This window comes from Bacillus sp. JK62 (genome assembly GCF_053663455.1).
In genome coordinates, this window is sequence record NZ_JBSJQA010000012.1 from 1 (window position 1) to 21,626 (window position 21,626).

The 21,626-nt window shown below is 47.3% G+C and carries 18 protein-coding genes, 3 tRNA genes and 1 rRNA gene; 9 read left to right on the top strand and 13 right to left on the bottom strand.

Annotated elements, in window-relative coordinates:
• The first annotated feature begins 23 nt into the window (after positions 1–23).
• Positions 24–139, top strand: a 5S ribosomal RNA gene (rrf, locus tag ACWJJ4_RS19480).
• A gap of 95 nt (positions 140–234) precedes the next feature.
• Here rrf and ACWJJ4_RS19485 read toward each other — a convergent pair.
• Complete coding sequence (locus ACWJJ4_RS19485; protein ID WP_230014806.1) at positions 235–1,446, bottom strand: MFS transporter; 1,212 nt, start codon at positions 1,444–1,446, stop codon at positions 235–237.
• A 228-nt stretch (positions 1,447–1,674) separates the two neighbouring features.
• Between ACWJJ4_RS19485 and ACWJJ4_RS19490 the strand changes: the two genes are divergently transcribed.
• From ACWJJ4_RS19490 to ACWJJ4_RS19510, 5 genes are all read left to right on the top strand, one after another.
• Complete coding sequence (locus tag ACWJJ4_RS19490) at positions 1,675–2,943, top strand: aspartate aminotransferase family protein (RefSeq protein WP_015388774.1); 1,269 nt, start codon at positions 1,675–1,677, stop codon at positions 2,941–2,943.
• On the top strand, positions 2,940–3,890 hold the full coding sequence (locus ACWJJ4_RS19495; protein ID WP_229153664.1) for an inositol monophosphatase family protein: 951 nt from the start codon (positions 2,940–2,942) through the stop codon (positions 3,888–3,890). Before ACWJJ4_RS19490 ends, ACWJJ4_RS19495 begins: the two co-directional genes overlap by 4 nt.
• Positions 3,865–4,911 carry a zinc-dependent alcohol dehydrogenase gene (locus tag ACWJJ4_RS19500; RefSeq protein WP_003156784.1) on the top strand — a complete coding sequence of 349 codons (1,047 nt, stop codon included), beginning with the start codon at positions 3,865–3,867 and terminating at the stop codon, positions 4,909–4,911. The genes ACWJJ4_RS19495 and ACWJJ4_RS19500 overlap by 26 nt, the downstream gene beginning before the upstream one ends.
• Positions 4,912–5,142: 231 nt before the next feature.
• Positions 5,143–6,576 carry a SulP family inorganic anion transporter gene (locus ACWJJ4_RS19505; RefSeq protein WP_146283874.1) on the top strand — a complete coding sequence of 478 codons (1,434 nt, stop codon included), beginning with the start codon at positions 5,143–5,145 and terminating at the stop codon, positions 6,574–6,576.
• Positions 6,577–6,726: 150 nt separating this feature from the next.
• A complete protein-coding gene (locus tag ACWJJ4_RS19510; protein WP_094247904.1) occupies positions 6,727–7,668 on the top strand; it encodes a bile acid:sodium symporter family protein in 942 nt (313 codons plus the stop codon).
• Here ACWJJ4_RS19510 and ACWJJ4_RS19515 read toward each other — a convergent pair.
• From ACWJJ4_RS19515 to ACWJJ4_RS19570, 12 genes are all read right to left on the bottom strand, one after another.
• On the bottom strand, positions 7,657–8,409 hold the full coding sequence (locus tag ACWJJ4_RS19515) for an alpha/beta hydrolase (protein WP_454021879.1): 753 nt from the start codon (positions 8,407–8,409) through the stop codon (positions 7,657–7,659). The genes ACWJJ4_RS19510 and ACWJJ4_RS19515 overlap by 12 nt on opposite strands.
• The gene (feuC, locus tag ACWJJ4_RS19520; protein ID WP_032872817.1) at positions 8,406–9,416 is read right to left on the bottom strand and encodes an iron ABC transporter permease FeuC; all 1,011 of its coding nucleotides are present in this window, start codon (positions 9,414–9,416) and stop codon (positions 8,406–8,408) included. The genes ACWJJ4_RS19515 and feuC overlap by 4 nt, the downstream gene beginning before the upstream one ends.
• Before the next feature lies 1 nt (position 9,417).
• The gene (locus tag ACWJJ4_RS19525; RefSeq protein ID WP_007609051.1) at positions 9,418–10,425 is read right to left on the bottom strand and encodes a FecCD family ABC transporter permease; all 1,008 of its coding nucleotides are present in this window, start codon (positions 10,423–10,425) and stop codon (positions 9,418–9,420) included.
• Positions 10,426–10,444: 19 nt separating this feature from the next.
• Positions 10,445–11,401: an ABC transporter substrate-binding protein gene (locus ACWJJ4_RS19530; RefSeq protein ID WP_077721704.1), complete on the bottom strand. Its 957-nt coding sequence runs from the start codon at positions 11,399–11,401 to the stop codon at positions 10,445–10,447.
• Positions 11,402–11,488: 87 nt separating this feature from the next.
• Positions 11,489–13,084: a bacillibactin transport transcriptional regulator Btr gene (btr, locus tag ACWJJ4_RS19535; protein WP_094247292.1), complete on the bottom strand. Its 1,596-nt coding sequence runs from the start codon at positions 13,082–13,084 to the stop codon at positions 11,489–11,491.
• A 137-nt stretch (positions 13,085–13,221) separates the two neighbouring features.
• Complete coding sequence (locus ACWJJ4_RS19540; RefSeq protein WP_094247291.1) at positions 13,222–14,466, bottom strand: exo-beta-N-acetylmuramidase NamZ family protein; 1,245 nt, start codon at positions 14,464–14,466, stop codon at positions 13,222–13,224.
• Positions 14,467–14,481: 15 nt separating this feature from the next.
• Positions 14,482–16,395 (bottom strand): glycoside hydrolase family 3 protein, encoded by a 1,914-nt coding sequence (locus ACWJJ4_RS19545; RefSeq protein ID WP_102421947.1) that lies wholly within the window; start codon positions 16,393–16,395, stop codon positions 14,482–14,484.
• A 46-nt stretch (positions 16,396–16,441) separates the two neighbouring features.
• A complete protein-coding gene (pbp4b, locus tag ACWJJ4_RS19550) occupies positions 16,442–17,725 on the bottom strand; it encodes a penicillin binding protein PBP4B (protein ID WP_139890373.1) in 1,284 nt (427 codons plus the stop codon).
• Positions 17,726–17,743: 18 nt separating this feature from the next.
• Positions 17,744–19,111, bottom strand: coding sequence for a PTS transporter subunit EIIC (locus tag ACWJJ4_RS19555; protein ID WP_003156771.1), 1,368 nt, complete (start codon positions 19,109–19,111; stop codon positions 17,744–17,746).
• Positions 19,112–19,239: 128 nt separating this feature from the next.
• Entirely contained in the window at positions 19,240–20,169 is a 930-nt protein-coding gene (gene murQ, locus ACWJJ4_RS19560) for an N-acetylmuramic acid 6-phosphate etherase (protein ID WP_058906522.1), read from the bottom strand.
• A 99-nt stretch (positions 20,170–20,268) separates the two neighbouring features.
• A complete protein-coding gene (locus ACWJJ4_RS19565; RefSeq protein WP_146283871.1) occupies positions 20,269–20,745 on the bottom strand; it encodes a GNAT family N-acetyltransferase in 477 nt (158 codons plus the stop codon).
• A gap of 18 nt (positions 20,746–20,763) precedes the next feature.
• Positions 20,764–21,216 carry a DUF523 domain-containing protein gene (locus ACWJJ4_RS19570; protein WP_003156767.1) on the bottom strand — a complete coding sequence of 151 codons (453 nt, stop codon included), beginning with the start codon at positions 21,214–21,216 and terminating at the stop codon, positions 20,764–20,766.
• Positions 21,217–21,396: 180 nt separating this feature from the next.
• Here ACWJJ4_RS19570 and ACWJJ4_RS19575 point away from each other — a divergent pair.
• The 3 genes from ACWJJ4_RS19575 to ACWJJ4_RS19585 all read left to right on the top strand — a co-directional run bounded on the left by ACWJJ4_RS19575 (position 21,397) and on the right by ACWJJ4_RS19585 (position 21,625).
• Positions 21,397–21,468 (top strand) — tRNA-Glu (locus ACWJJ4_RS19575).
• 3 nt (positions 21,469–21,471) lie between these two features.
• Positions 21,472–21,547, top strand: a tRNA-Val gene (locus tag ACWJJ4_RS19580).
• A gap of 5 nt (positions 21,548–21,552) precedes the next feature.
• A tRNA-Thr gene (locus ACWJJ4_RS19585) sits at positions 21,553–21,625 on the top strand.
• Position 21,626: the final 1 nt, after the last annotated feature.

Genomic DNA, 21,626 nt, shown 5'->3' on the forward strand with positions numbered 1-21,626 from the left:
TTTTGAGAGAACACTCTCAATGGTTTGGTGGCGATAGCGAAGAGGTCACACCCGTTCCCATGCCGAACACGGAAGTTAAGCTCTTCAGCGCCGATGGTAGTCGGGGGTTTCCCCCTGTGAGAGTAGGACGCCGCCAAGCTGTCTTAAACCAGTTCATGATGAACTGGTTTTTTTATATGAAAGATCACATAGATATATAAAGCTAATGCCTTTGAAAGGCATTAGCTTTTTTGTTTACATTGATTTTGCTTTGCTGTTGTGATTTTGAAGATTGTTTGATTTTATTGTCTCGAGTATTCTTAAACTGAACACAATCAGCAGCATAAGGACCATCAGTGCAGTAAACAGCCAGAATGCAGTTTGTGCGGGATATTCATCTAAGCTCCAGCCGACGGCGATCGGAAGGAGTGAACCTCCTAATCCGTTTGAAGCGAGCAGAATACTGGTAGTCGTTTCTGTCTTTCCGGGATAAAAATGATTCGTGATGATTAGGGCTATTGCAAACATGCCTGCCATGAACAGCCCTAAAAAGAAGCAAAGGGCAAAGCCGAACCATACGTTTTTACTTAGTGCCAATACAGTAAGAGCAGCCAGACCGCCAATGCTTATGAGACGAAGATAACGGTGATATGTCAGCTTTTCTGATACCGGGCCTGTTAATAACCTTCCGATGATCATCCCCGTCCAATACACTGTAACTGTTATCGTTGCCAAAGAGTTGGGGATATCCCATTTCTCAGCGAAAATGGAAGGGATAAAATGTACAATTGAAACTTCACTGCCGCCGTAAAAGAAGAAGTAAGCCCCCGCCAAGGTAATAAAAAGCAATCCGTGTGACTGATAACCGGTGCTTTCTTTTTTAGTGTCATCGGAAGAGACCTCTTTTCGGATGAGAAGCTGATCAATACTGCCGAAACTCATCTGCTTCCATGCGATTAAAAGTGCAAAACTGGATAACCCTAATACTAAAAAAGCAATTGTCCACATGTGGTTGTTGATAAGAAAGCCTGAGAGCAGAGGCATGAAAAGCGCGCCTAATCCGTAGGCCACTTCCATCTTGCTCATGGCCACAGCCTGTCTTTCTTTAATAGCGGTGAGGATGATCGTACCTACACAGGATTCCACCAATCCGGCGCCAAGCCCCGCGATGCTGACGAGAAGAAAGAGCAGCGGCCAGGGCGGCAGGAAGGTGATGAACATTTCACAGCTGATGAGTGCCATGCCAAAGATAACAACGTTTTTGCGCCCAAGCTTTTTCACCATGTAAGGCATTCCGATGACACCGATGAGAAAGCCCATGAACTGAGAGAATACCAACACACCGCCATTACTGTAGCTTTGTGAATAATGTGTGAGTAACTCAGGCAGTACGGCTCCCAGAATAACAAGTGTAAAAGCAATCGATCCATAAGAAAAACAGCTTATCCACAGCAGACGAGTTTTCATCATTTTATCTCCTTATTGGTAAAATAATATTTCTCTCTACTCGTATGACATGACGTTTTTACAAAAAATCCAAGTATTGTTACTATATCACATAACTTTTTCTCATACATCCCTTATGGTAACGTTAACAAATTGTTAACATTTTTTACAAGAAAGATCGTTGACATTATTTTCAATAATTAATACGATAAAAAGCGAAATTCTAATAATTTCATAGGGGTGGTATTTGTGGGAACGAAGGAAATCACGAATCCAGACAGCTTGTATTACAGTGTTGACGATGTAGTAATGGAGCGCGGAGAAGGGATTTACCTGTACGATCAAGAGGGGAATGAGTACATTGATTGCGCTTCTGCCACATTTAACTTGAATTTAGGATACGGTAACAAAGAAGTCATTGATACGGTTAAAGAACAAGCCGATAAGCTGATCCATGTGACATCATCTTTTCAAACAGACGCCGTAAATAAACTGGCAGAAAAACTAGTAGAAATCGCCCCCGATAATCTCACAAAAGTACACCCTAAAGTCAGCAGCGGTTCCGGTGCAAATGAAGGAGCTATTAAAATGGCTCAGTATTACTCCGGAAAAACCGATGTCATCTCCTTATTTCGAAGCCACCTCGGACAAACGTATATGACTTCCGCTTTGTCCGGCAACTCATTCAGAAAAGAACCTTTCCCGCCGCAAATTTCTTTTGGCCTTCAAGTCCCCGATCCGTATTGCAGCCGCTGTTTTTATAATCAGAAACCTGATTCATGCGGCATGCTGTGTGTAGAAAGAATTAATGATTTTATTGAGTATGCGAGCAATGGAAAAATTGCCGCCATGATTATTGAACCGATATCCGGCAACGGTGGAAACGTCGTTCCGCCTAAAGAGTATTTTAAACAGCTGAGACAGCTTTGTGATGAACACGATATCGCCCTGATTTTTGATGAAATTCAGACCGGATTCGGACGGACGGGCAAAATGTTTGCCGCGGACCACTTCGATGTGAAACCTAATATGATGACGGTAGCAAAAGGGCTCGGGGGCACAGGCTTCCAAGTCGCCGCCACTCTGACGGAGGACAAGTATACCGGGCTTCCGGGGTATACGCACTCCTTCACGTACGGCTCAAATGTGATGGCCGCCGCTGCCGCGTGTAAAACCATAGATATCATGCAGCGTCCGGGATTTTTGGAAAATGTAACGACGGTCGGTCATTATATTATGGATCGCTTAGAAACGATGAAAGAGGATTTCGCTTTTATTTCTGAGGTAAGAGGCGTCGGTCTTATGATCGGTGTGGAAATTGTCAAAGAGAACAATGAACCGGATGTGGAATTGACCAATTATATTGCCAAACGGGCGATGGATTACGGGCTGATTCTCCGGACATCCCGTTACGGGTTCGGAAATGTATTTAAAATCCGTCCGCCTTTAACCATTACACTTAGTGAAGCCGAAGTGCTCTGCTACAGACTTCGCAAGCTATTGGAGGAAATCAAGTGAGAGACTATATCATTGAGCTTGGACAATTTGTTTATCATAAGGTGAAAAATCAAAAAGGCACGCTGAAAAACCGGCTCGTAAACGGCTATTCTCCGGGAGGCGACGCCCAATTTAACATAGACGCCGCTGCTGAGGAGGCGGTGCTGGATTATATTCAAGAAAAGGGCCATCCGGTTGCTTTTTACACGGAGGATGGCGGCCTGAAGCTGATTGGAGAAGATCCGCAATATATTTTAATTGTAGATCCGATAGACGGAACGCGCCCGGCCGCCGCGGGGCTTGAAATGTCGTGTATTTCGATTGCGCTTGCTTCATATAAGCCAAACGCAAAGATTAAGGATATCGAATTTGCTTTTTTGCTTGAATTGAAATCGGGCTCTTATATGTACGGTGATATTTACAGCGATGTCATTCAATTTGAGGGGTATCAGGGAGATTTGCCGAATTTGAGCGGAGTGCGGGATATTAAGAATATGTTTTGGAGCCTTGAATTTAACGGGCATCCGGCGAAGCTGATGACGGACGCATACGGCCATCTGATTGACCAATCGGCCAATAATGGCGGGGTTTTTGTTTTCAACAGCGCTTCTTATTCGATTTCACGAATTATCACGGGGCAGATGGATGCTTATGTGGATATCGGCAATCGTCTGCTGAAAGATGATCCGAAGCTGCTTTCAGATTTTCAGCAGGTCGGGAACGGACAGGTGCTGCATTTGTTTCCTTATGATATTGCCGCAAGCGTCTTTTTGGCGAAGAAAGCGGGAGTGGTCATTACGGATGCATACGGCCGGTCTTTGGACGAAACGCTTCTGACAGATTTAAGTTATCAGAACCAGCAATCATGTATTGCGGCATCAACGAAGGAGCTTCATCAAACATTGTTAGACCAAATCCGCTGGGGCAGAAAGGAAGAGAAATATGAAGGCGTTGGTCTGGACTCCTAATGATAAGCTTGAATATCAAGAGGTGGACGAGCCTCAAATTCGGAAATCCAATGATGTGAAAGTGAAAATTTTCGGCACCGGTATCTGCGGAACGGATTTAAATGTGCTGAAAGGAAAAATGAATGCAACCCATCATATGATTATGGGGCATGAATCGGTGGGAGCGGTCGTGGAAATCGGACCGGACGTGACAAATGTAAAAGTCGGAGACCGGGTCGTGATAGATCCTACGCAGTTTTGCGGGAAATGTCATTATTGCCGGAGAGGGCTGACGTGTTATTGCGAAACCTTCGAGGATTGGCAGCTCGGAATCGGGGCGCACGGAACGTTTGCGGAATATTACGTGGGAGAAGACAGGTTCATGTACAGAATTCCGGATTCAATGGAATGGGAGCGGGCCACATTGGTTGAGCCTCTCTCCTGTGTGCTGAATGTTGTGGACAAAGCTTCGATTCAGCCGGAGGACTCGGTCTTGGTTTTGGGGTCCGGACCGATCGGACTGCTTGTGCAAATGATGGTGAAAAAACTGGCGCGATTGACGGTTGCGACTGAAATAGGCAGTTTCCGAAGCGAGGCGGCGAGCCGGATATCGGATTATGTCTACCACCCTGAAGCATTAACCGTGGATGAAGTGAAACGGATTAATCAAGGAAGAAAATTTGATGTGATTTTTGACGCGATCGGCAATCAGCTTGATTGGGCTTATCCTTTTATTGAAAAGGGAGGCAGAATCGTGCCGATGGGCTTTGATGATACGTATGAGATGACAGTCAGGCCGTACCAGCTGCTGTCAAACGGCGTAACGATTGTGGGCACAGGTGAAGCCCGTCAGATCATGGAGGCTGCGTTAGCATGCGCGTCCGACCTTCCGCAGCTCTATGATTTTATTACGGAAAAGACGGAACTGAAGAATTATGAAGAAGCCATTGATCATCTCATGGGCATCGACCCGGTGACAAAAGAAAGAAAGGATATCAGCGCAATAAAAACGATTCTTGTGTCTGATCCGGAACTTTTATAAAAGCGGAAACGGCTCCAGTGAGAGCCGTTTTCTTTTCTTATTTATACGGTCTTGCACATTTCTTTAAAGTTTAATATGATACTCTTTGTTAACCATTCCTTTCCTCAACGACATTATACTCTGAGCGTGTCCCCTTTTTCCCCGCAAGCTTGCCTCATATTCCCCAGATGAAAATCAATGTTTCCAACTGATAGGGTGCGGATTTTTATAGTAAAAAGGAGTCGTTATCATTTGAAAGATTATACGTTACAGCAGCAATGGTTCGGGAATGTCCGTAAAGACATTCTGGCCGGTATTCTGGTTGCTCTCGCCCTGATCCCTGAGGCGATCGGATTTTCAATTATTGCAGGTGTCGATCCGATGGTCGGGCTTTATGCATCATTTTGTATCGCGATTATTATTTCTATCTTCGGCGGCAGACCGGGAATGATTTCAGCCGCTACGGGTTCAATGGCGGTTGTCATGGTGACATTGGTGGCTGGTTACGGGCTGCAGTATTTGTTTGCGGCAACCATTTTGACAGGTATTATTCAATTTATTCTTGGTGTCAGTAAGATAGCGAAATTGATGAAATTTATTCCGCGTTCGGTCATGATCGGATTTGTGAATGCTTTGGCGATCTTGATTTTTTCTGCGCAGCTGCCGCAGTTCAAAGGAGCTTCATGGGTCATGTATGCTATGCTTGCCGGATCACTGGCTATCATATATCTTTTGCCGAAGGTTACGACGGCTGTGCCGTCTCCGCTGGTGGCGATTATTGTCATGACGATCATTGCGGTGGTCTTCCATGCGGATGTCCGAACGGTCGGTGATATGGGCGGGATTACAAGTTCACTTCCGCATTTCTTGATACCGGATGTTCCGTGGACGTTTGAGACATTGCGGATTATTTTCCCTTATTCACTGGCGCTTGCATTCGTCGGATTGCTTGAGTCGTTGCTGACGGCCCAGATCATTGACGAAATGACGGATACGGATAGTGATAAGAACAAAGAAAGCCGCGGACAAGGCATCGCCAATATTGTGAACGGATTTTTCGGAGGCATGGCCGGATGCGCCATGATCGGCCAGTCTGTCATTAATACGAAAGCCGGAGGTCGCGGCCGGTTGTCGGCTTTTACGGCCGGAGCGTTTTTAATGTTTTTAATTGCCGTATTAAGCGGTATCGTCGTGAAAATTCCGATGGCTGCGCTTGTGGCCGTGATGGTTATGGTGTCCATCGGCACGTTCGACTGGTCATCGATTAAAGGTTTGCGGAAAGCGCCCCTTACTGATTCGATCGTTATGGTGATTACCGTCGTGACAGTCGTTCTGACAAATGATTTATCGAAGGGTGTTTTCGCGGGTGTGCTGCTAAGCGCAATCTTTTTTACGGCGAAAATTTCTAAGCTGAAGATTGTGTCACATTCCGAACAGAAAGATGTCCGAACTTATAAGGTCACGGGACAGATCTTTTTTGCTTCCGTGTCTGAACTGATGAATGCCATCGTTTATGATGAAGACGTGAAACGGATTATCATCGATTTGACCGATGCCCACGTGTGGGATGATTCGGGAGCGGCGGCTCTTGAGAAGATTGTCGCCAAATGTAAAGAATACGGAATTGAGGCTGAATTAAAGGGATTAAATCAGAAAAGCCGAGATTTAATGAAACAAATGGCATAGAATTTGTGAAGTCCGGATGAATATATCCGGGCTTTTTTTCGGTTAAATTTGCCGGTGTGCATTGTTATAATGAATGAGACTTGAAAACCGTATATAGGAGACTTGCATATGATGTGGCTTCAGAAGTTGAACCAAGTGTTGGGGAGAATCATGCCGCTTTTGACTCCGTCAAGTGTGGCGGCGGGTGTGCTGTTATCTCAGCATATCAGCTGGATGGCCGGCGCTGTGCCGTGGATATTTGCATTTATTACATTTACGGGCAGTCTGAGTGCCAATTTTCAATCGCTGAAGCGCAGTATCGAGAAGCCGCTCCCGATGATCATGGCATTGTTTGTTCTGCATATTTTCATGCCTGTTTTTGCATGGGGAAGCGGCCATCTGATTTTCAGCGGTGACCCTTTAACTGTGACGGGGCTGATTATGGGTGTGGTGATCCCGACCGGAATTACGAGTTTGATTTGGGCTGCGATGTATAAGGGAAATGTCGGATTGACGCTGTCTATTATCCTGGTTGATACCGTACTTTCTCCTTTTATCGTACCGTTAAGCCTGTCTGTCCTGGCCGGGGCGAATGTTCAGATGGATGTGTGGGGCATGATGAAAGGGCTGGCGGAGATGGTGGTGATTCCGTCCATCGCAGGGATGATGGTCAACCAGTTTTCCCCGCCGGTAAGGACTCAGGCGATAAGCCGGTCATTGTCTCCTTTTTCAAAAATCTGTCTGATGATTGTCATTGCCATTAACAGTTCGGAAATCGCGCCGTATGTCACGCATGTGGATATCAAATTTGCGGGCATCGCTGGCATGGTATTTTTTATTGCCATGACGGGTTATGCCGTGGCTTGGCTGATCGGAAGACTGATGAAGCGGAGCCAGGATGAAATCGTGTCTCTGATTTATACGGGGGGCATGCGCAATATCAGCGCCGGAGCTGTTCTCGCCGTGTCTTTTTTTCCGTCTCAAGTGGCGGTTCCGGTCGTCATCGGGATGCTCTTTCAGCAAATCCTTGCCGCTTTGTTCGGCTATTTGCTGAGACGCTTTGAACTTAAGCCGGTCGTGATCAAGTATGAAAAAAACCGCTCAGCTACGTGAGCGGTTTTTTCCGTACAGCCAGCTTAGTGCTGAATTGAATTGTCGTTTGAACGCTTCTTGATGGTGCACGGCATCCTCTTCGATCGTAAATGAGAGCTGAGATTGAGAAAAGCCTTTTTGCCTCAGGCTTTTGTACACGCCTTTATTTTGTCCGATCATGGTGTTTTGGATGTTACATTTTTGCTCTGCTTCACGGCTGCCGACAGACATATAGATACGCCGCCGTGCCGGCCGCAAAGGTGCGGAGCGGACATAATCTGCTGATTTTTCATACCAGAAGGAACCGGAAATACAGCCGATTCTGCCGAATATTTCAGGCTTTTGCAGCATCGCGTATATCGAAAACAGTCCGCCTAATGACGCGCCGATCAGTCCTCTCGTTTCCGAATGTGCAGAAATGTGATGCATATCTTCAACAGTTGGAATGATGACATTTGTCAGCTCCTCAAGAAAGAGCCTCCCTTTGCCGCCGAAATCATGAAACGCAGGGCTCAGGGAAGGCGCGGGCCACGGTGTGTACTCATCGAGTCTGTCAGCCGGTTTGATGCCGATGAAAATCAATTCGGAAAGTGTTCCGTCTGCAAATTGGAATTCAAGCTTATCTATCTGTTCTAAAAACAAAGATCCTCCGTCAAGTACGTACACACAGGGTAAAGCCCCCGTTTGAACCGAATAGGACGGAGGAAGATACACAGTGCATTCCCTTCCGTTTATCCGGTGTTCTGTAAGGGTGCCTCTCATGCGTCCAGCCCCTTCTTTTGCTTAAACAGAAGAAAAAAGAAATAAGGAACGCCGAGAATCGCAAGAATAATTCCCGCCGGCACTTCTGAAGGCTGAAAGAACAATTTGCCCGCAAAGTCGGCGGATATGACGAGGAGCATACCGACCAGTCCGCTGACCGGTAATGAGTATCTGTGCTCAATGCCGGCGAGCCTGCGGGAAATATGGGGCGCGATCAGTCCGACAAATGCCATGCTGCCCGCTGCGGTTACACATGCGCTGATCAAAGCGATGCAGGCAATGAGTAAAATGGTTTTTTCTTTATTGGTTGAAACACCGAGGCTTTTCACCGTGTCCTCATCGAAACGAATGGTATCCAGCAATGACGTTTTCGCCATAAGAAGAGGAATGAACAAGATCAGCCACGGAAGGATTGCCGTAATGGTCATCCAGTTTGCCGACCAGATGCTGCCGTTTTTCCAAACCATCGCCATCTCATAATCCTGCGGGTCCATTTTTAATGATAGAAATAAAGACAGCGCGCTGAATCCGGAATTCATGGCGATTCCGACGAGAATAATTCTGCCCGATTCCAGATGCCCCCGGTGCCAGGCGAAAATATAGATCAGCACGGCCGCCATCAATCCTCCGATGAGGCCGAAGACAGGCATACCCATCGCAGAGGCAAGTGCCGTCGCTTCAGATTGTCCCTGAAACAGAAGCATAAACGTGACGATTCCCGCTCCGGCTCCTGCATTAATGCCCAAAATACCGGGATCGGCAAGACCGTTTTTGGTAATGGCCTGAATAACGGCTCCGGCTATCCCCAATCCGAGTCCGATGGCAGCAGCCATGACAATACGCGGCAGCCTCAGCTGAAACAGCAAAATGTCATATTGCGGATTCGGATGGATGCGGAAAAGCGTACTGAGCAGTTCACCCGGCTTTGCGGAAAAAGAACCGCTTGTCATGCTGAAATAGCTTACGAGCAATATGAGAGCAATCAGAATGATATAAATTCCGGCCATTTTACGCACCACGCTGATCCCCTCCTTTTCTTTTAATCAAATAAAGAAAGAAAGGAACACCGATGATAGAAGTGACGACTTCAATAGGCGTCTCAAACGGGTAATTGATGAATCGGCTGGCAAGATCGCAAAGGGTCAGGAAGACGCCGCCGATGATGCACGCGCATGGGATCAGCCTGCTGTAGTCCGATCCGACGAGAAAACGTGTGATGTGCGGAACGACCAAACCGACAAAGGCAATTTTTCCGGCGAGCGCCACCGAGCTTCCGGTCAATATGACAACGGCTGCCATCGCCATGAGTTTGATGGTTCTTTTCTGCTGTCCCAGACTTTTTGAAATGTCGTCTCCTAATGATACGGCAGTGACCTTTTTGCTGAGAATCATGGCCGTGATGATTCCGATCGCAAAAAATGGGACGGCCAGTTTCAAAAAATCAGGGTTCATTTGATGCAGTCTCGCACTGTACCAAAAACTGAGATCCTGCGAAATTTGAAAATAAATCGAAAGCGCAGCCGACAGACTGCTGAGAAGCATACTGGTTACCGTTCCGATAATGGCAAGCTGCACAGGGGTAAAACCGCCGGGAAGAATGGAGGCCAGCCCGAAAACAAGAGCCGCGCCGAATGCGGAACCGATAAACGAGTATATGATCATTTCAATGGATGTCGATTGAGGGAGCAATACCATGCAAAGGGTGATGATAAAAGCGGAGCCGTCCGACACACCCATGATCGAAGGCGAGGCCAGATAGTTCCGTGTGATTCCCTGCATGAGCGCCCCGGAAACAGCAAGGGCGGCGCCGATAAACATAGCGCCGGCAGCCCTCGGGATTCTTGAATGCCATATGATCTGATGGTCGGTATTCTCCGGATTAAAGTGCAGCAATGCGGAGAACACGGTATGGAAGTCAAGCTGCTTTGCGCCGTATAAAACGGAAAGGAGCAGTGACAGAACAATGGCAATCGGTGAAGCGATGATAATAATGTGTGTCCGCCGTTTTGCATACATGTGAAAAACCTACTCTTTATTAGTCTTGAGTCAATTTGTCAGCCGCAACCTGTAAGAAGCTGATTTTACTCCACGCGGTTCCGCCTTGGGCTAATGGATCAATCGTATTGACGTATACATGGTCTTTTTTGACTGCCTTCAGGCTCTTCCAGATCGGATTTTTCTCTAAGTCTTTCAAAGCGTCCGGCTTATCTGCGTTTTCGTCATCAGAAAATTGTACGAAGATATGGTCAGGGTTCATTTCGCTTAATTTTTCAAGAGAGATCAGTTCCTGCGCTTTCGCCGCTTTGACTTCGTCCGGTGCCTTCAGGCCTAAATCACCGTAAAGCGTGGAGTTGAAATAAACTTGTTCAGGATAAATATAAATATTGCCTTGTCTGATTCTGATGACCAGTGCGTTTGACTGTTTCGCTTTGCTGTTGATCTTTGTTTTTGTCTTTTTCAGGTCCTGTTCGTAATCTGCGATGATTTTTTTCGCTTTTTTCTCTTTATCTGTAAGCTGGGCGAGCAGCATCATGTTTTCTTTCCAGTTTGATGAGATATGAGAGACAGGGATGGTTTCAGCGGTGCCGCTCAATTTTTTCAACGTTTTTTCCGGGAATTTGGTTGATGCCAGAATGACGTCCGGCTGCAGCTCAAGAATTTTTTCCATATTCGGCTGCATTTTTTCTCCCGTTGATACGGATTTATCTGTAATATCTTTAAACAGTTCCGGGAATTTGCCGGAGAAAGAAATTGCTCCTGCCGGATGAACGTCAAGCAATTTGGCGTCTTCCATTGATTCTACGCTGCCTGTAATGGCGATTTTGTCAGTCGGCGCTTTGACTTCATATGTTTTTCCGAGATATTCGATTTTCTGTTTATCTGAAGAAGCGTCCTTTCCTTTACTTGCTGTATCAGATGTTTCTGAGCTTCCGCAAGCCGCGGCCGTGAAAGCCAAAAGCAAAATCATGAAAGCGAATGCCAATTTCTTCATCTATTGTTCCTCCTGTTCAATTGATAACTATTATCAATTGGAATTATAGAGAATGAATAGGGATAAGACCATGGATAATTTCCGGCATTACCATGGACGATCTTCGGATAAAATGGAAATGCTTTGCTCGATCATCCGCTGATGTCCGCTTGGAGAATATTCAATCCACGGGTCAGATGAAATGGGAAACACGCGTTTATTGCTGACGGCACTAAGGTTCTGCCATATCCCGGTCTGCTGAATCCGCTGAAAATAGCGAAGCGTTTCCGGTTCTTTACAAGTGAAAAGCATGATGCAGTCAGCCTGGCAATCCGCCAGCATTTCCAAGGAAATCTTTTCGTCAGGAGCAAAAGATGCCGGTTTTGCGGAGGCAAAGTCTAAATCACCGAAGAAGACTTCCTCAATACTGTTGTTATGGGCGATGTACATATTTTCTTTATATACACGGACAAATAAGAATCGCTGGTGCCGCACGTGTTTAAGAGCATCTTTCGCTGAATGGGCGAGACTTTGATAAGTTTTAAGCCAGTGCCGCGCTTCCTGCTCTTCATTCAGATATGCGGCTGTGCGAAGAAACTGGTCTCTCCAATTCTCTTGAGCCGGAAGATAAAAAACTTCAGTGATGTCATTCAGGCGCTGTTTTTCTTCTTCACTGACAGAATCGAGACTGAAAATGATGTCCGGGGCAGCTTGAGACAGCGTGTGCAGGTTTTCTTCCCAATTTGCATTATAGCGGTAAGCGCTCAGGTGAACCGGAATATCGGAAGAGAATTGTTTGTAATAATAGGCCGTCCATTTCGGGTGCAGCGCCGCAGCGTAAGGCACGTGATGCAGAGGAATCAGATGCCCCATCGTTTCTTTTCCGTACGCGGCCATTTTTGTTCGTCTTTTTTTCATATAGCTTGTAGGTGAGCTGCCGGTATGTTTTTTAAAGATGCGGCTGAAATAAAATTCGTCCTGGTAGCCGATTTGATGAGCGATTTCCCGCAGTTTGCAGCTTGCCTTGGCCATCAGTTTTTTCGCATTGGTTATGCGGATGTCTGTGATATATTCAGTTACGCTCTGCCCGTATAGTTTTTTAAAGGTTTCACTGTAATGCTTGGGACTGATTCCCGCCATATGAGCGAGCTGGGTGAGCGTGATTTTTGTGTCGGACTGAGCATGTATGAATTGTTTTGTCTGTTCGATCGCCGCTTTCGTATTATTTTGATGGCATACTTTTGCGGCATAGAGGTCGTACATCAGCTGCTGAAAGTCGGCTGTATATTTCATTTTCTGCAATCCATCCGCCGATCGCACGTTTTCAGAAAGTGATTGGAGCCGGCTTGTCAAATGATCAACCGTTTGTAAATTCATTTGCTGAAGTCCGTGGAAGATGTCTTCCCCGTTATCCGGAAGCATCGCTTCATCATCTGAGGAATAGGAGAAAACACGGAGTCTGACGATATACAAATGGATGCCGCCTGACGATATAGGGGCAATATTGAATGTCTCATCACAAGGACAGATGTAGAGCGTTTCCTTCTGCAGCGGAAAGCTGTCTGTGCCGATATCAATTTGTCCCTCGCCTTTCACATGAAAGATCAATACGGGGGAATCAGTGAGCTGATGCTCTGACAGAAGGTCGGCTGTTTTTTTTACGGAGATGATATCAATGGGCTGAAAGAATAATGTGTTTTTCATGAGAAACCACCTTTTAGGAAACATTCATTTAAATGATAACTGTTATCAATTGAATTGTACCAAATAAATGAATGTTTTCCTATAAAAAGCGGAAATGTGAAATGCGACAAAATGTTACACGTGTAACACGAATGTTGTCAGTATATGAGGTATTGTTTTCTTAGAGTTTTGAATTGGTCCAGCCGGCGTTGATATGTGCCGGTGATGTCTTCAATGGAAGCGCCTTTTTCTATTTTTTTGCGTACCCAGCCGTTACCGATCAGCTTGTCAAAAGAGCCTGTCGGCAAGAATGAAAAGTCATTCGGATATAAGTCATGCATGGTTTTCAGAATGGAGAGCCCTGTTTTTGCCGCTCCAAATGTGTTTCTGTTTGTTACGTAGACTTGTACGCCGTGGCACAGCTTGCCCTGGTGCTTGGAGAAGCTGGGGATGAATGAAGCGGCTCTGAAGGTGACGCCCGGAAGCTTGAGACTGTTCAGGCGTTCTTCGAGCTCGGTGCTTTTCATATAAGGCGCGCCGATAAGTTCAAACGGCTTTGTCGTGCCCCTTCCTTCGGACACGTTTGTGCCTTCGATTAGTCCTGTCGCCGAATATGCGAATATGCTGTCCGGGGTCGGGATATTTGGCGAAGGGAGGACGAACGGCAGACCGGTATCTTCAATCGTCATCGTCCGCTTCCAACGCTTCATTTTTACGACGGTGAGGTCGGCGCCAATATGAAACTCTTTATTGAATAAAAGAGCAAGCTCACCGATCGTCATGCCGTGCTTCAGCGGGATCGGATACAGTCCGACAAATGAAGCGTAATCCGGTTCAAGAACCGGGCCGTCCGGATTTCGTCCGCCTTGCGGATTCGGCCGGTCCAAGACATAAAAAGGAATGCCTTTTTCTTTGGCCGCTTCCATGGCATAGGCCATTGTATAAATGTAGGTGTAGTATCGCGTTCCGACATCCTGAATATCGAAAATCAGCACATCTGTATCTTTCAGCATGTCAGGCGTCGGTTTCCTCGTCTCCCCGTATAGGCTGTAGACGGGAAGCCCTGTTTTTTCGTCTATATAGGATGTGACTTTGTCTCCGGCCTGAGCATCGCCGCGGACACCGTGCTCGGGTCCGAATAATGCCGTCAAGTGGATGTCTGGCGCCTCATACAGCACGTCAACGCTGCTTTTCAATGATGCGTTCACACCGGTCGGGTTGGTGATCAGCCCGACCCTTTTTCCCTTCAGTTCCTGTTTATAATCTTTCAGCAGGCGGTCGATCCCTGTTTGGATGCTTGGTTTCTTGGCGGTATGAAGGGTTCTGTCAGAAGCCGCCGAGACTGCCGTCATAGCACTGATGACGACAAGTCCGGCGAGAAGTGCAGCCGTATGTGTTTTCATAATCAGCCCTCCTGTTTAAAGCGGTTTTCCGGTCTTCAGATTGATACCGAAACCATAAGGATACAGTGTCGTTCCCGGATGCGTGACGGAAGGAATGTCAGCGGGCAGCCTGCCTTGCGGTGTTGTCTGTCCGAATATCGCTTCAATGCCTGCCGGAATGTTTGGCTGGAGGAATTGTCCGTCTGTATATCCTTTAAAGCCGTAGACTGCGATAAGGGCTTCAGCTTCTTCAAAATTCGCGGCGTCGTAAGGATTACGCAGGCTCATCAGCACAAAGGGTTTTTGGTTCGATTGTGCGGCTTTCATGACGGCCCGCGGAAATGCAGTCGTCCACTTGCCGGGATCTGTGACGGAATCGTCAATCACGCCGTCGTTTACGACAGGGTCATTTTTTACGACATAGGAGCCTGTAATCACGTAATCCGCGTCGGATACCAGCTTTTTGTGTTCATCATGAAATGTGCGCTCGGCGAAGTTCATTTTACTGATGGTTACCGGCCGGATTTTTTTCTTCTTGATGAGCTGCTGAATGGTTTGTTCCATTGCCGCTGTTTGATCTTCATAAGGAGCGGCAATGAGAACGCGGCTGTTCTTTTTCGGTTTGAATGGGAGCGTGCGGTTTTTGTTTTGTAAGACGGTGACGGATCTTTCCGCGATTTGTTTTTCAGTTTTCAGGTGATTTTTACTGCCGACGGTTTTCTTTGCTTTTGCAATCTTCTTTTTCAGATTTGTCTCTTTCGGTGCGGGATATATCCCTCGTTTTATTTTCAGGGAAATGATGCGTTCAACTGATTTGTTAATTTGCTGCAGCGGAATTTCCCCTTTTTGTACCGCCTGTTTTAAAGCGGAATGAACCCGGGCAAAGCGGTTTTCCGTTTGCAGCGATGTCACTTGGGCCGGCATCAGGGCAATATCGACTCCTGCTTTTACTGCCATGACGACCGCCTCTTCCTGGCCGAAATGATCGGCAATGGCTTTCATATTTAATGCATCCGTAACGATGACGCCGTTAAATCCCATTTCCTCACGGAGAAGATGAGTCATCACTTTTTTCGAGAGTGTGGCAGGTACGAGGATATCTGAACCGTCCAGCTTGCTTTTATAGGTTGTATCGTCAAAAGCGGGAAATTGCACATGGGCTGTCATGATCATATCAGCTCCGGCCTGAATGGCCTGCCGGAACGGATAAAGTTCAATCTGACGCAGCCTTTCTTGATTGTGGGTGACAAGCGGAAGACCGTAGTGGCTGTCGACATCCGTGTCGCCGTGTCCCGGGAAATGTTTGACGGCGGCAGCGACATTCTGCTTTTGCTGAGCCTTCATTGAGGCAAGGCCGAGTGAAGCTGTCAGATCACGGTCTGAACTGAACGACCTGACGCCGATGACAGGGTTTCCGGGATTATTATTGATATCGAGAACGGGAGCGAAATTCGTATTAATGCCCAGTGCTTTCAGTTCTTTCCCGATAATGGCGCCGGTCTGGGACGCATAGGCTGTTTTCCTAGCGGCCCCGAGCGCCATATTGCCTGGGAAATGAGTGCCCTCACCAAGTCTAGTTACGATGCCGCCCTCCTGATCAATGCTTAATAATAGCGGAATGTCAGGGCTCGCCTTTTGAAAGGCATCTGTCAGGCGTACCGTTTGCTCAGTATTTTTTACATTTTCTGCAAATAAGATAACGCCGCCGAACCGGTACTTTTGAATAAGCCTTGCGACTTCGTCATTCATTTGGGTAAGAGCCTCAGGTGATGACTGCCCCTTTTTTTGCCAATTACGAAAATCAGGCATGAGCATCTGCCCTAATTTTTCATCTAATGTCATACGGGATACCGCTTGTTCCGCCTGTGACGGAATATCCGGTTTTGTCGATGCATGATGCGTGCCGAAAACAATAAACAACAGTAATACAGCTGAGATGAAAAGTTTCATAATGGTGCCCTCCTGCCGTCATAGTTTGGACAAAAGACATGGGTTGTCATTCAATGGCTTCATAAATCGCTTTTATGACGCTGCCGTAGCTTCCGGTCGGGAAAAGATCCCCTTCAAAAACATTCGGGTTTTCACCGGGGCTGACGACGGGGGAATGCTTTTTATTGGTCAAAAGTGCGATCCCCAGCTTATAAGCGGGATCAATAATCGTGATGGTGCCGGTCCATCCCGTATGGCCGTATGCCTGCCTGCTTGCATAAGGTCCGAACATCCACTCCATATCCGGGCTGCCGTTTTTCCGCCAGCCGAGAGCGAATGTCGGATCAGAGGAGGCCGCGGTTGTGAACAAATCGGCCGTTCTTTTATTGAAGAGAGAAACATGTTTATAACTGCCGCCGTTCAGCATGACTTGAAGAAGGACGGCCATATCATCAGCTCTGGAAAACAGCCCGGCGTGACCGGACACCCCTCCCATTGAGTAAAATGCTTTTTCATCGTGAACCTCCCCCTGCAGCGTATACGTCCTGATGTGAGGGAAATGGATGACTCCGTCACGTGTGTTGCCTAAACGTTCAGTAGCTGCGAATGCTTTTTCTTTAAAACCTTTTTGCAGCGGATTGAACAGTGTGTGCGTCAGTTTCAGCGGTTTGTACAGTTCTTGTTCCGCATAGGTATCAAGGGTTTTTCCGGTTATGTTTTCAATGATGCAGCCGAGAAGCATGTAACCGATATCGCTGTATACGTGTTTTGTTCCCGGCTTGTATTCAAGCGGGATTTGGTTGAGAAAACGGATCGTTTTATCCCGTTCTTGTGAATATAAAGGGCCTGCGGTGTCCGGCTGATAGAAATAAAAGCTTGCCGGCAGACCGGATTGATGCTGGAGCACATCGATGACGCGTATGCGGTCTTTTCCTTGAATCGGATCGCTTTTTCTGTCTTTGAAATCAGGAAGGTAAGCCGAGACTTTTTGATACACATCAAGCTTTCCCTGGCTGACGAGTCGCTGTAGTGCAAAATTGGCCGCGTACATTTTTGTATTGGAAGCTAAATCAAACATGGTTGATGTTTTCATTTTTTTCGGACGGGATAAAAGGGTGTTCCCGTCATATTTTTTGCTGTAGCCGTATGCTTTCTTTTTGATCACCCGTCCGTCCTTTACGACGACGAGGACGGCTCCGGGGAATCCTGCTGCGATGTCTTTTTCAATCATTTGATCAACCTTTCTGAGCTTTGCTGCGTCATATAATTTGGATTGGGCTTCGGCTTTGTGCTGCGGCAGAAAAGAGAGGCTGATGACCATTGTGAGTACGGCGGCTGTCAGTGTTTTCATATTCTGATCCCTCCCGGTTTATTCAAATTCAGCAGCCATGTCATCCTTAAATCCGAACGCATAAGTGAAGACAAAGCCCGCCGCGTAAGAGATGAAGAGACCGATGATATACAAAACGATTTGAGCCGGCTGTACGAGAAACGAGAGCGGAAGGCCGGAGACACCGATTGAAAAAGTAGCCACTTGAAAATGGGCTTGAAAAGCGCCGCCGATTCCCGCCCCTAAACACGCCGTCAAAAACGGCCGGCCGAGCGGGAGCGTGACGCCGAAGATGAGCGGCTCTCCGATTCCGAGCAGACCGGATGGAAGTCCGCCGCCGATCGCTCTTTTTAATGAGGCTTTTTTTGTTTTCATAAAGATGGCGAAGGCCGCGCCTACTTGACCCGCGCCTCCCATCGCGAGAATCGGAAGAAGCGGGTCATCTCCGATTGATCGGATTAATTCCAAATGTACGGGAGTCAAGCCCTGATGCAGGCCGGTGACGACAAGCGGCAGGAAGGCGGCTCCCAGTACAAACCCTGAGAGCACTCCCCCGACATTCAGCAGCGACAATAAACCTGATGTAATCAGATCAGAAATAAAACCGCCTGCAGGGATAAAAACGACATATGTCACCAGCCCGGTGATAAGTAAAGACAATGTAGGCGTGACGATAATGTCGATGGATTGATGGACGTACTTTCTGATAAACCGTTCGGTATAAGCGATAAAAACCGCAGCGAAAAGAACGCCGATTAATCCTCCCCTGCCAGGGAGCAGATTCTCTCCGAACAAACTGATATTGGCGATCTCAGGGTTAAGGATCAATATGCCCGCAAGGCCGCCCATCGCGGGTGTCCCGCCGAATTCCTTCGCCGCATTGATGCCGACAAGGACGCCGAGGTAAGCGAACAAGCCTGAACCGATAACCGTTAAAATAAGTGCGATTTGAGATTCTTTCGGGAGCCAGCCGGCCTGAATGACGGCTTTCGTAATACCGGTGATTAAACCTGATGCGATGAGTGCGGGAATAAGGGGAATGAAGATGCTTGATATTTTTCTCAGAAACAATTTGATGGGTGTGGTGTTTTTTCTGTTGAGATCGGCTTTTTTCCGTGAGGCGGCTTCTTTTAAATCAATGTTTTTTCCGGATGGCATAAGTTTTGCGAAAGCGTCGGCGACATGATTGACGACACCCGTGCCGAGAATGATCTGCAGTGTTTCAGCTTCGACGACGCCTATTACCCCGTCAAGCCGTTTCAGCGCCTCAATATCCGTTTTGTCCCGATCTAAAGGTGTAATCCTCAGGCGTGTCATACAGTGGGTAAAGCCTGAAATATTCGATGAACCGCCGCAATTGTCCAGGATATCTTTGGCCAGTGACTGATAAAATGCCTCTTTGCTCATGGAGATCCTCCTTTTTCCGTACGATTTTTCCCGGGGAGCTATGCCTGAAACGCGTCCTAAAAGCGCCTGCGCCGAACATGAAAACGGCGCGGGCTCGTAAAAGCACATTATTTTTCACCAAAGAACGATCAGCGTTCTTTTTCTCTTGAAACGTGCTGTTCAATGGCTTTATCAATGAATCCTTCTGATTCTTTGAGCAGTGCCTTCGCGTGTGTTTCGTCCGAATTCGTCTTCAGCATGACGATTGCCGTTTTGACATGGCTGCCTGCGGCCTCAAGCGTTTCTTTTGCCTTGTCGTACGGAACGCCAGTGATGCTTTGGATAATGCCGATTGCGCGTTCTTTCAATTTTTCGTTGCTGACATGAACGTCCACCATTAAATTTTCGTACACTTTGCCGCTTTTAATCATCACGGCCGTGGAAATCATGTTCAGAATCATTTTATGTGCCGTCGCGGCTTTCATTCGTGTTGACCCTGTAATCACTTCGGGGCCGACAATGACTTCAATGCTGTGATCGGCAAAGGTGCTGATCAATGAGTCCTTATTGCATGTGAGCGCGACGGTTTTGGCGCCGATTGTTTTTGCATATTTCAGCGCACCGGCCGCATACGGCGTGCGCCCGCTTGCCGCGATGGCGATCACGGTGTCTTCTGCGGTAAGCCCGATCGTTTTGAGATCGAGAGCGCCGGTTTCCTCGCTGTCTTCTATACCTTCAGCCGCTTGCAAAAAGGCGTCTGCCCCTCCGGCCATCAGACCGATGACGGTGTCGGGACTTACGCTGTATGTAGGCGGGCATTCAACCGCATCCAGTACACCGAGTCTGCCGCTTGTGCCCGCTCCCGCATAAATCAGCCTGCCGTTTCGCCGTAAGGACTGATGGGCGAATTGAACGGCAATCTGAATATCGGGCAGCACCTGCTGAACGGCTTCAGCCACTTTGAAATCCTCTTCGTTAATGATGCGGAGAATTTCCATCGTGTCTGCCTGATGGATTGAAGCGGTCTGCGGGTTTCTGGTTTCTGTGGTCAATCTGTGAATGTTAAGCCGGTCTGTCATGATTGTACCCTCCCAAGTCGTTAATACTTGAAGTATATGGGCTTCTGAATAGATGTTTCAAGAAAAATCGGCAGGGATGAGATGAATAATCAAGCGCTTTCACAAAAAATGATGCAGAATGTGCTGTTCACCGATCGGGCCGATCCTGCGCCGCCCTTTGTCAATAAAACCGGAAGACCGGTACAGGTTCTTTGCACGTTGATTGCGATGGTTTACAGCAAGCACGATTTCATCACACCAAGGAAAATAATTTGCGACAAAAGCGGGGAGCTGCATCATCGCTTGTTTGGCATAACCTTTTCCCTGATGCGGCGCATGTAATGACAGCGCACTCAGCAAAATGGCAGACACATTGTTCGAATACGGGGCAATGGTTTCTTTTGAGGTATGTAAAATAAAAAAACCGACGGGGCGGTCTTCTTTTAAAATGACTGTCGGGTAGCGATCCCGGATGACAAGCGCCTGCGGCAGGACATCTATCGGCAGAGCTGTGAACTTTTTATCTTCTTCACTCAGCACAAACCCGTTCAGCCCGTCTGCATGCTCCGGTTTATAAAAGGACAGGGCTACATCCATGATATCTACTCTCCTTTTTTATAATTGATCCAATTCATCTTCTGATAGAACACGGCAGCCTGCCCGTTTTAAAAGAGCGGAAGTGATGCCGTCTCCGAGTATTTTTTTTCCTGAGAAAGTGCCGTCATAGATAAAGCTGCTGCCGCAGGACGGACTGTTTTCTTTAAGGATGACTGTTGCGGCGCCTATTTCTTTTGCGTATGCTAACGTTTTTTCCGCGCCGTCCATATATAAAGCCGTAACGTCTTCGCCTGATGCCGTTACGATTCTTGCCGTTCCGTTCAGCACGTCTTCACCCGTGCCGCCGATGATTTCCGCCGGTTCGCGGGGAGTGGTGAAGCCGCCCAAAAGTTCGGGGCAGACCATAACAGCTTTCTTTTCTTCTACGAGTCTGCGGATTTTTTCCGAAGCGGCGTGAGAGCCGTTATATCTGCATTCGATACCGCCGAGACAAGAGCTGACTAAGATCATCTGTGTCCATTCCCTTCAATATTTTGATACTTTCATCATAAATGAAATAAGAGAGGAGGGATGAGTTTTTCAGTTAAAAAACGGGTAAAAAAGTTTGAAAATAAAAAAAATAATTTTTCTCTTTACAAATGGGGTACAACCTGTATATAATAACTTTTGTCAGCTCGACGCGGACACAACGGCCCGTTGGTCAAGCGGTTAAGACACCGCCCTTTCACGGCGGTAACACGGGTTCGAATCCCGTACGGGTCATATGGAGGATTAGCTCAGCTGGGAGAGCATCTGCCTTACAAGCAGAGGGTCGGCGGTTCGAGCCCGTCATCCTCCACCATATTTGCCGGCCTAGCTCAATTGGTAGAGCAACTGACTTGTAATCAGTAGGTTGGGGGTTCAAGTCCTCTGGCCGGCAC

What these genes read in the sequence shown, in the direction of transcription:
- ACWJJ4_RS19540 (WP_094247291.1), bottom strand. Translation starts at nt 14,466, where the DNA reads ATGAAAACACATACGGCTGCACTTCTCGCCGGACTTGTCGTCATCAGT.
- ACWJJ4_RS19500 (WP_003156784.1), top strand. Translation starts at nt 3,865, where the DNA reads ATGAAGGCGTTGGTCTGGACTCCTAATGATAAGCTTGAATATCAAGAG.
- ACWJJ4_RS19485 (WP_230014806.1), bottom strand. Translation starts at nt 1,446, where the DNA reads ATGAAAACTCGTCTGCTGTGGATAAGCTGTTTTTCTTATGGATCGATT.
- ACWJJ4_RS19555 (WP_003156771.1), bottom strand. Translation starts at nt 19,111, where the DNA reads ATGAGCAAAGAGGCATTTTATCAGTCACTGGCCAAAGATATCCTGGAC.
- feuC (WP_032872817.1), bottom strand. Translation starts at nt 9,416, where the DNA reads ATGGCCGGAATTTATATCATTCTGATTGCTCTCATATTGCTCGTAAGC.
- ACWJJ4_RS19525 (WP_007609051.1), bottom strand. Translation starts at nt 10,425, where the DNA reads ATGTATGCAAAACGGCGGACACACATTATTATCATCGCTTCACCGATT.
- btr (WP_094247292.1), bottom strand. Translation starts at nt 13,084, where the DNA reads ATGAAAAACACATTATTCTTTCAGCCCATTGATATCATCTCCGTAAAA.
- ACWJJ4_RS19510 (WP_094247904.1), top strand. Translation starts at nt 6,727, where the DNA reads ATGCCGCTTTTGACTCCGTCAAGTGTGGCGGCGGGTGTGCTGTTATCT.
- ACWJJ4_RS19530 (WP_077721704.1), bottom strand. Translation starts at nt 11,401, where the DNA reads ATGAAGAAATTGGCATTCGCTTTCATGATTTTGCTTTTGGCTTTCACG.
- pbp4b (WP_139890373.1), bottom strand. Translation starts at nt 17,725, where the DNA reads ATGAAAACACTGACAGCCGCCGTACTCACAATGGTCATCAGCCTCTCT.
- ACWJJ4_RS19565 (WP_146283871.1), bottom strand. Translation starts at nt 20,745, where the DNA reads ATGGATGTAGCCCTGTCCTTTTATAAACCGGAGCATGCAGACGGGCTG.
- murQ (WP_058906522.1), bottom strand. Translation starts at nt 20,169, where the DNA reads ATGACAGACCGGCTTAACATTCACAGATTGACCACAGAAACCAGAAAC.
- ACWJJ4_RS19545 (WP_102421947.1), bottom strand. Translation starts at nt 16,395, where the DNA reads ATGAAACTTTTCATCTCAGCTGTATTACTGTTGTTTATTGTTTTCGGC.
- ACWJJ4_RS19515 (WP_454021879.1), bottom strand. Translation starts at nt 8,409, where the DNA reads ATGAGAGGCACCCTTACAGAACACCGGATAAACGGAAGGGAATGCACT.
- ACWJJ4_RS19570 (WP_003156767.1), bottom strand. Translation starts at nt 21,216, where the DNA reads ATGATCTTAGTCAGCTCTTGTCTCGGCGGTATCGAATGCAGATATAAC.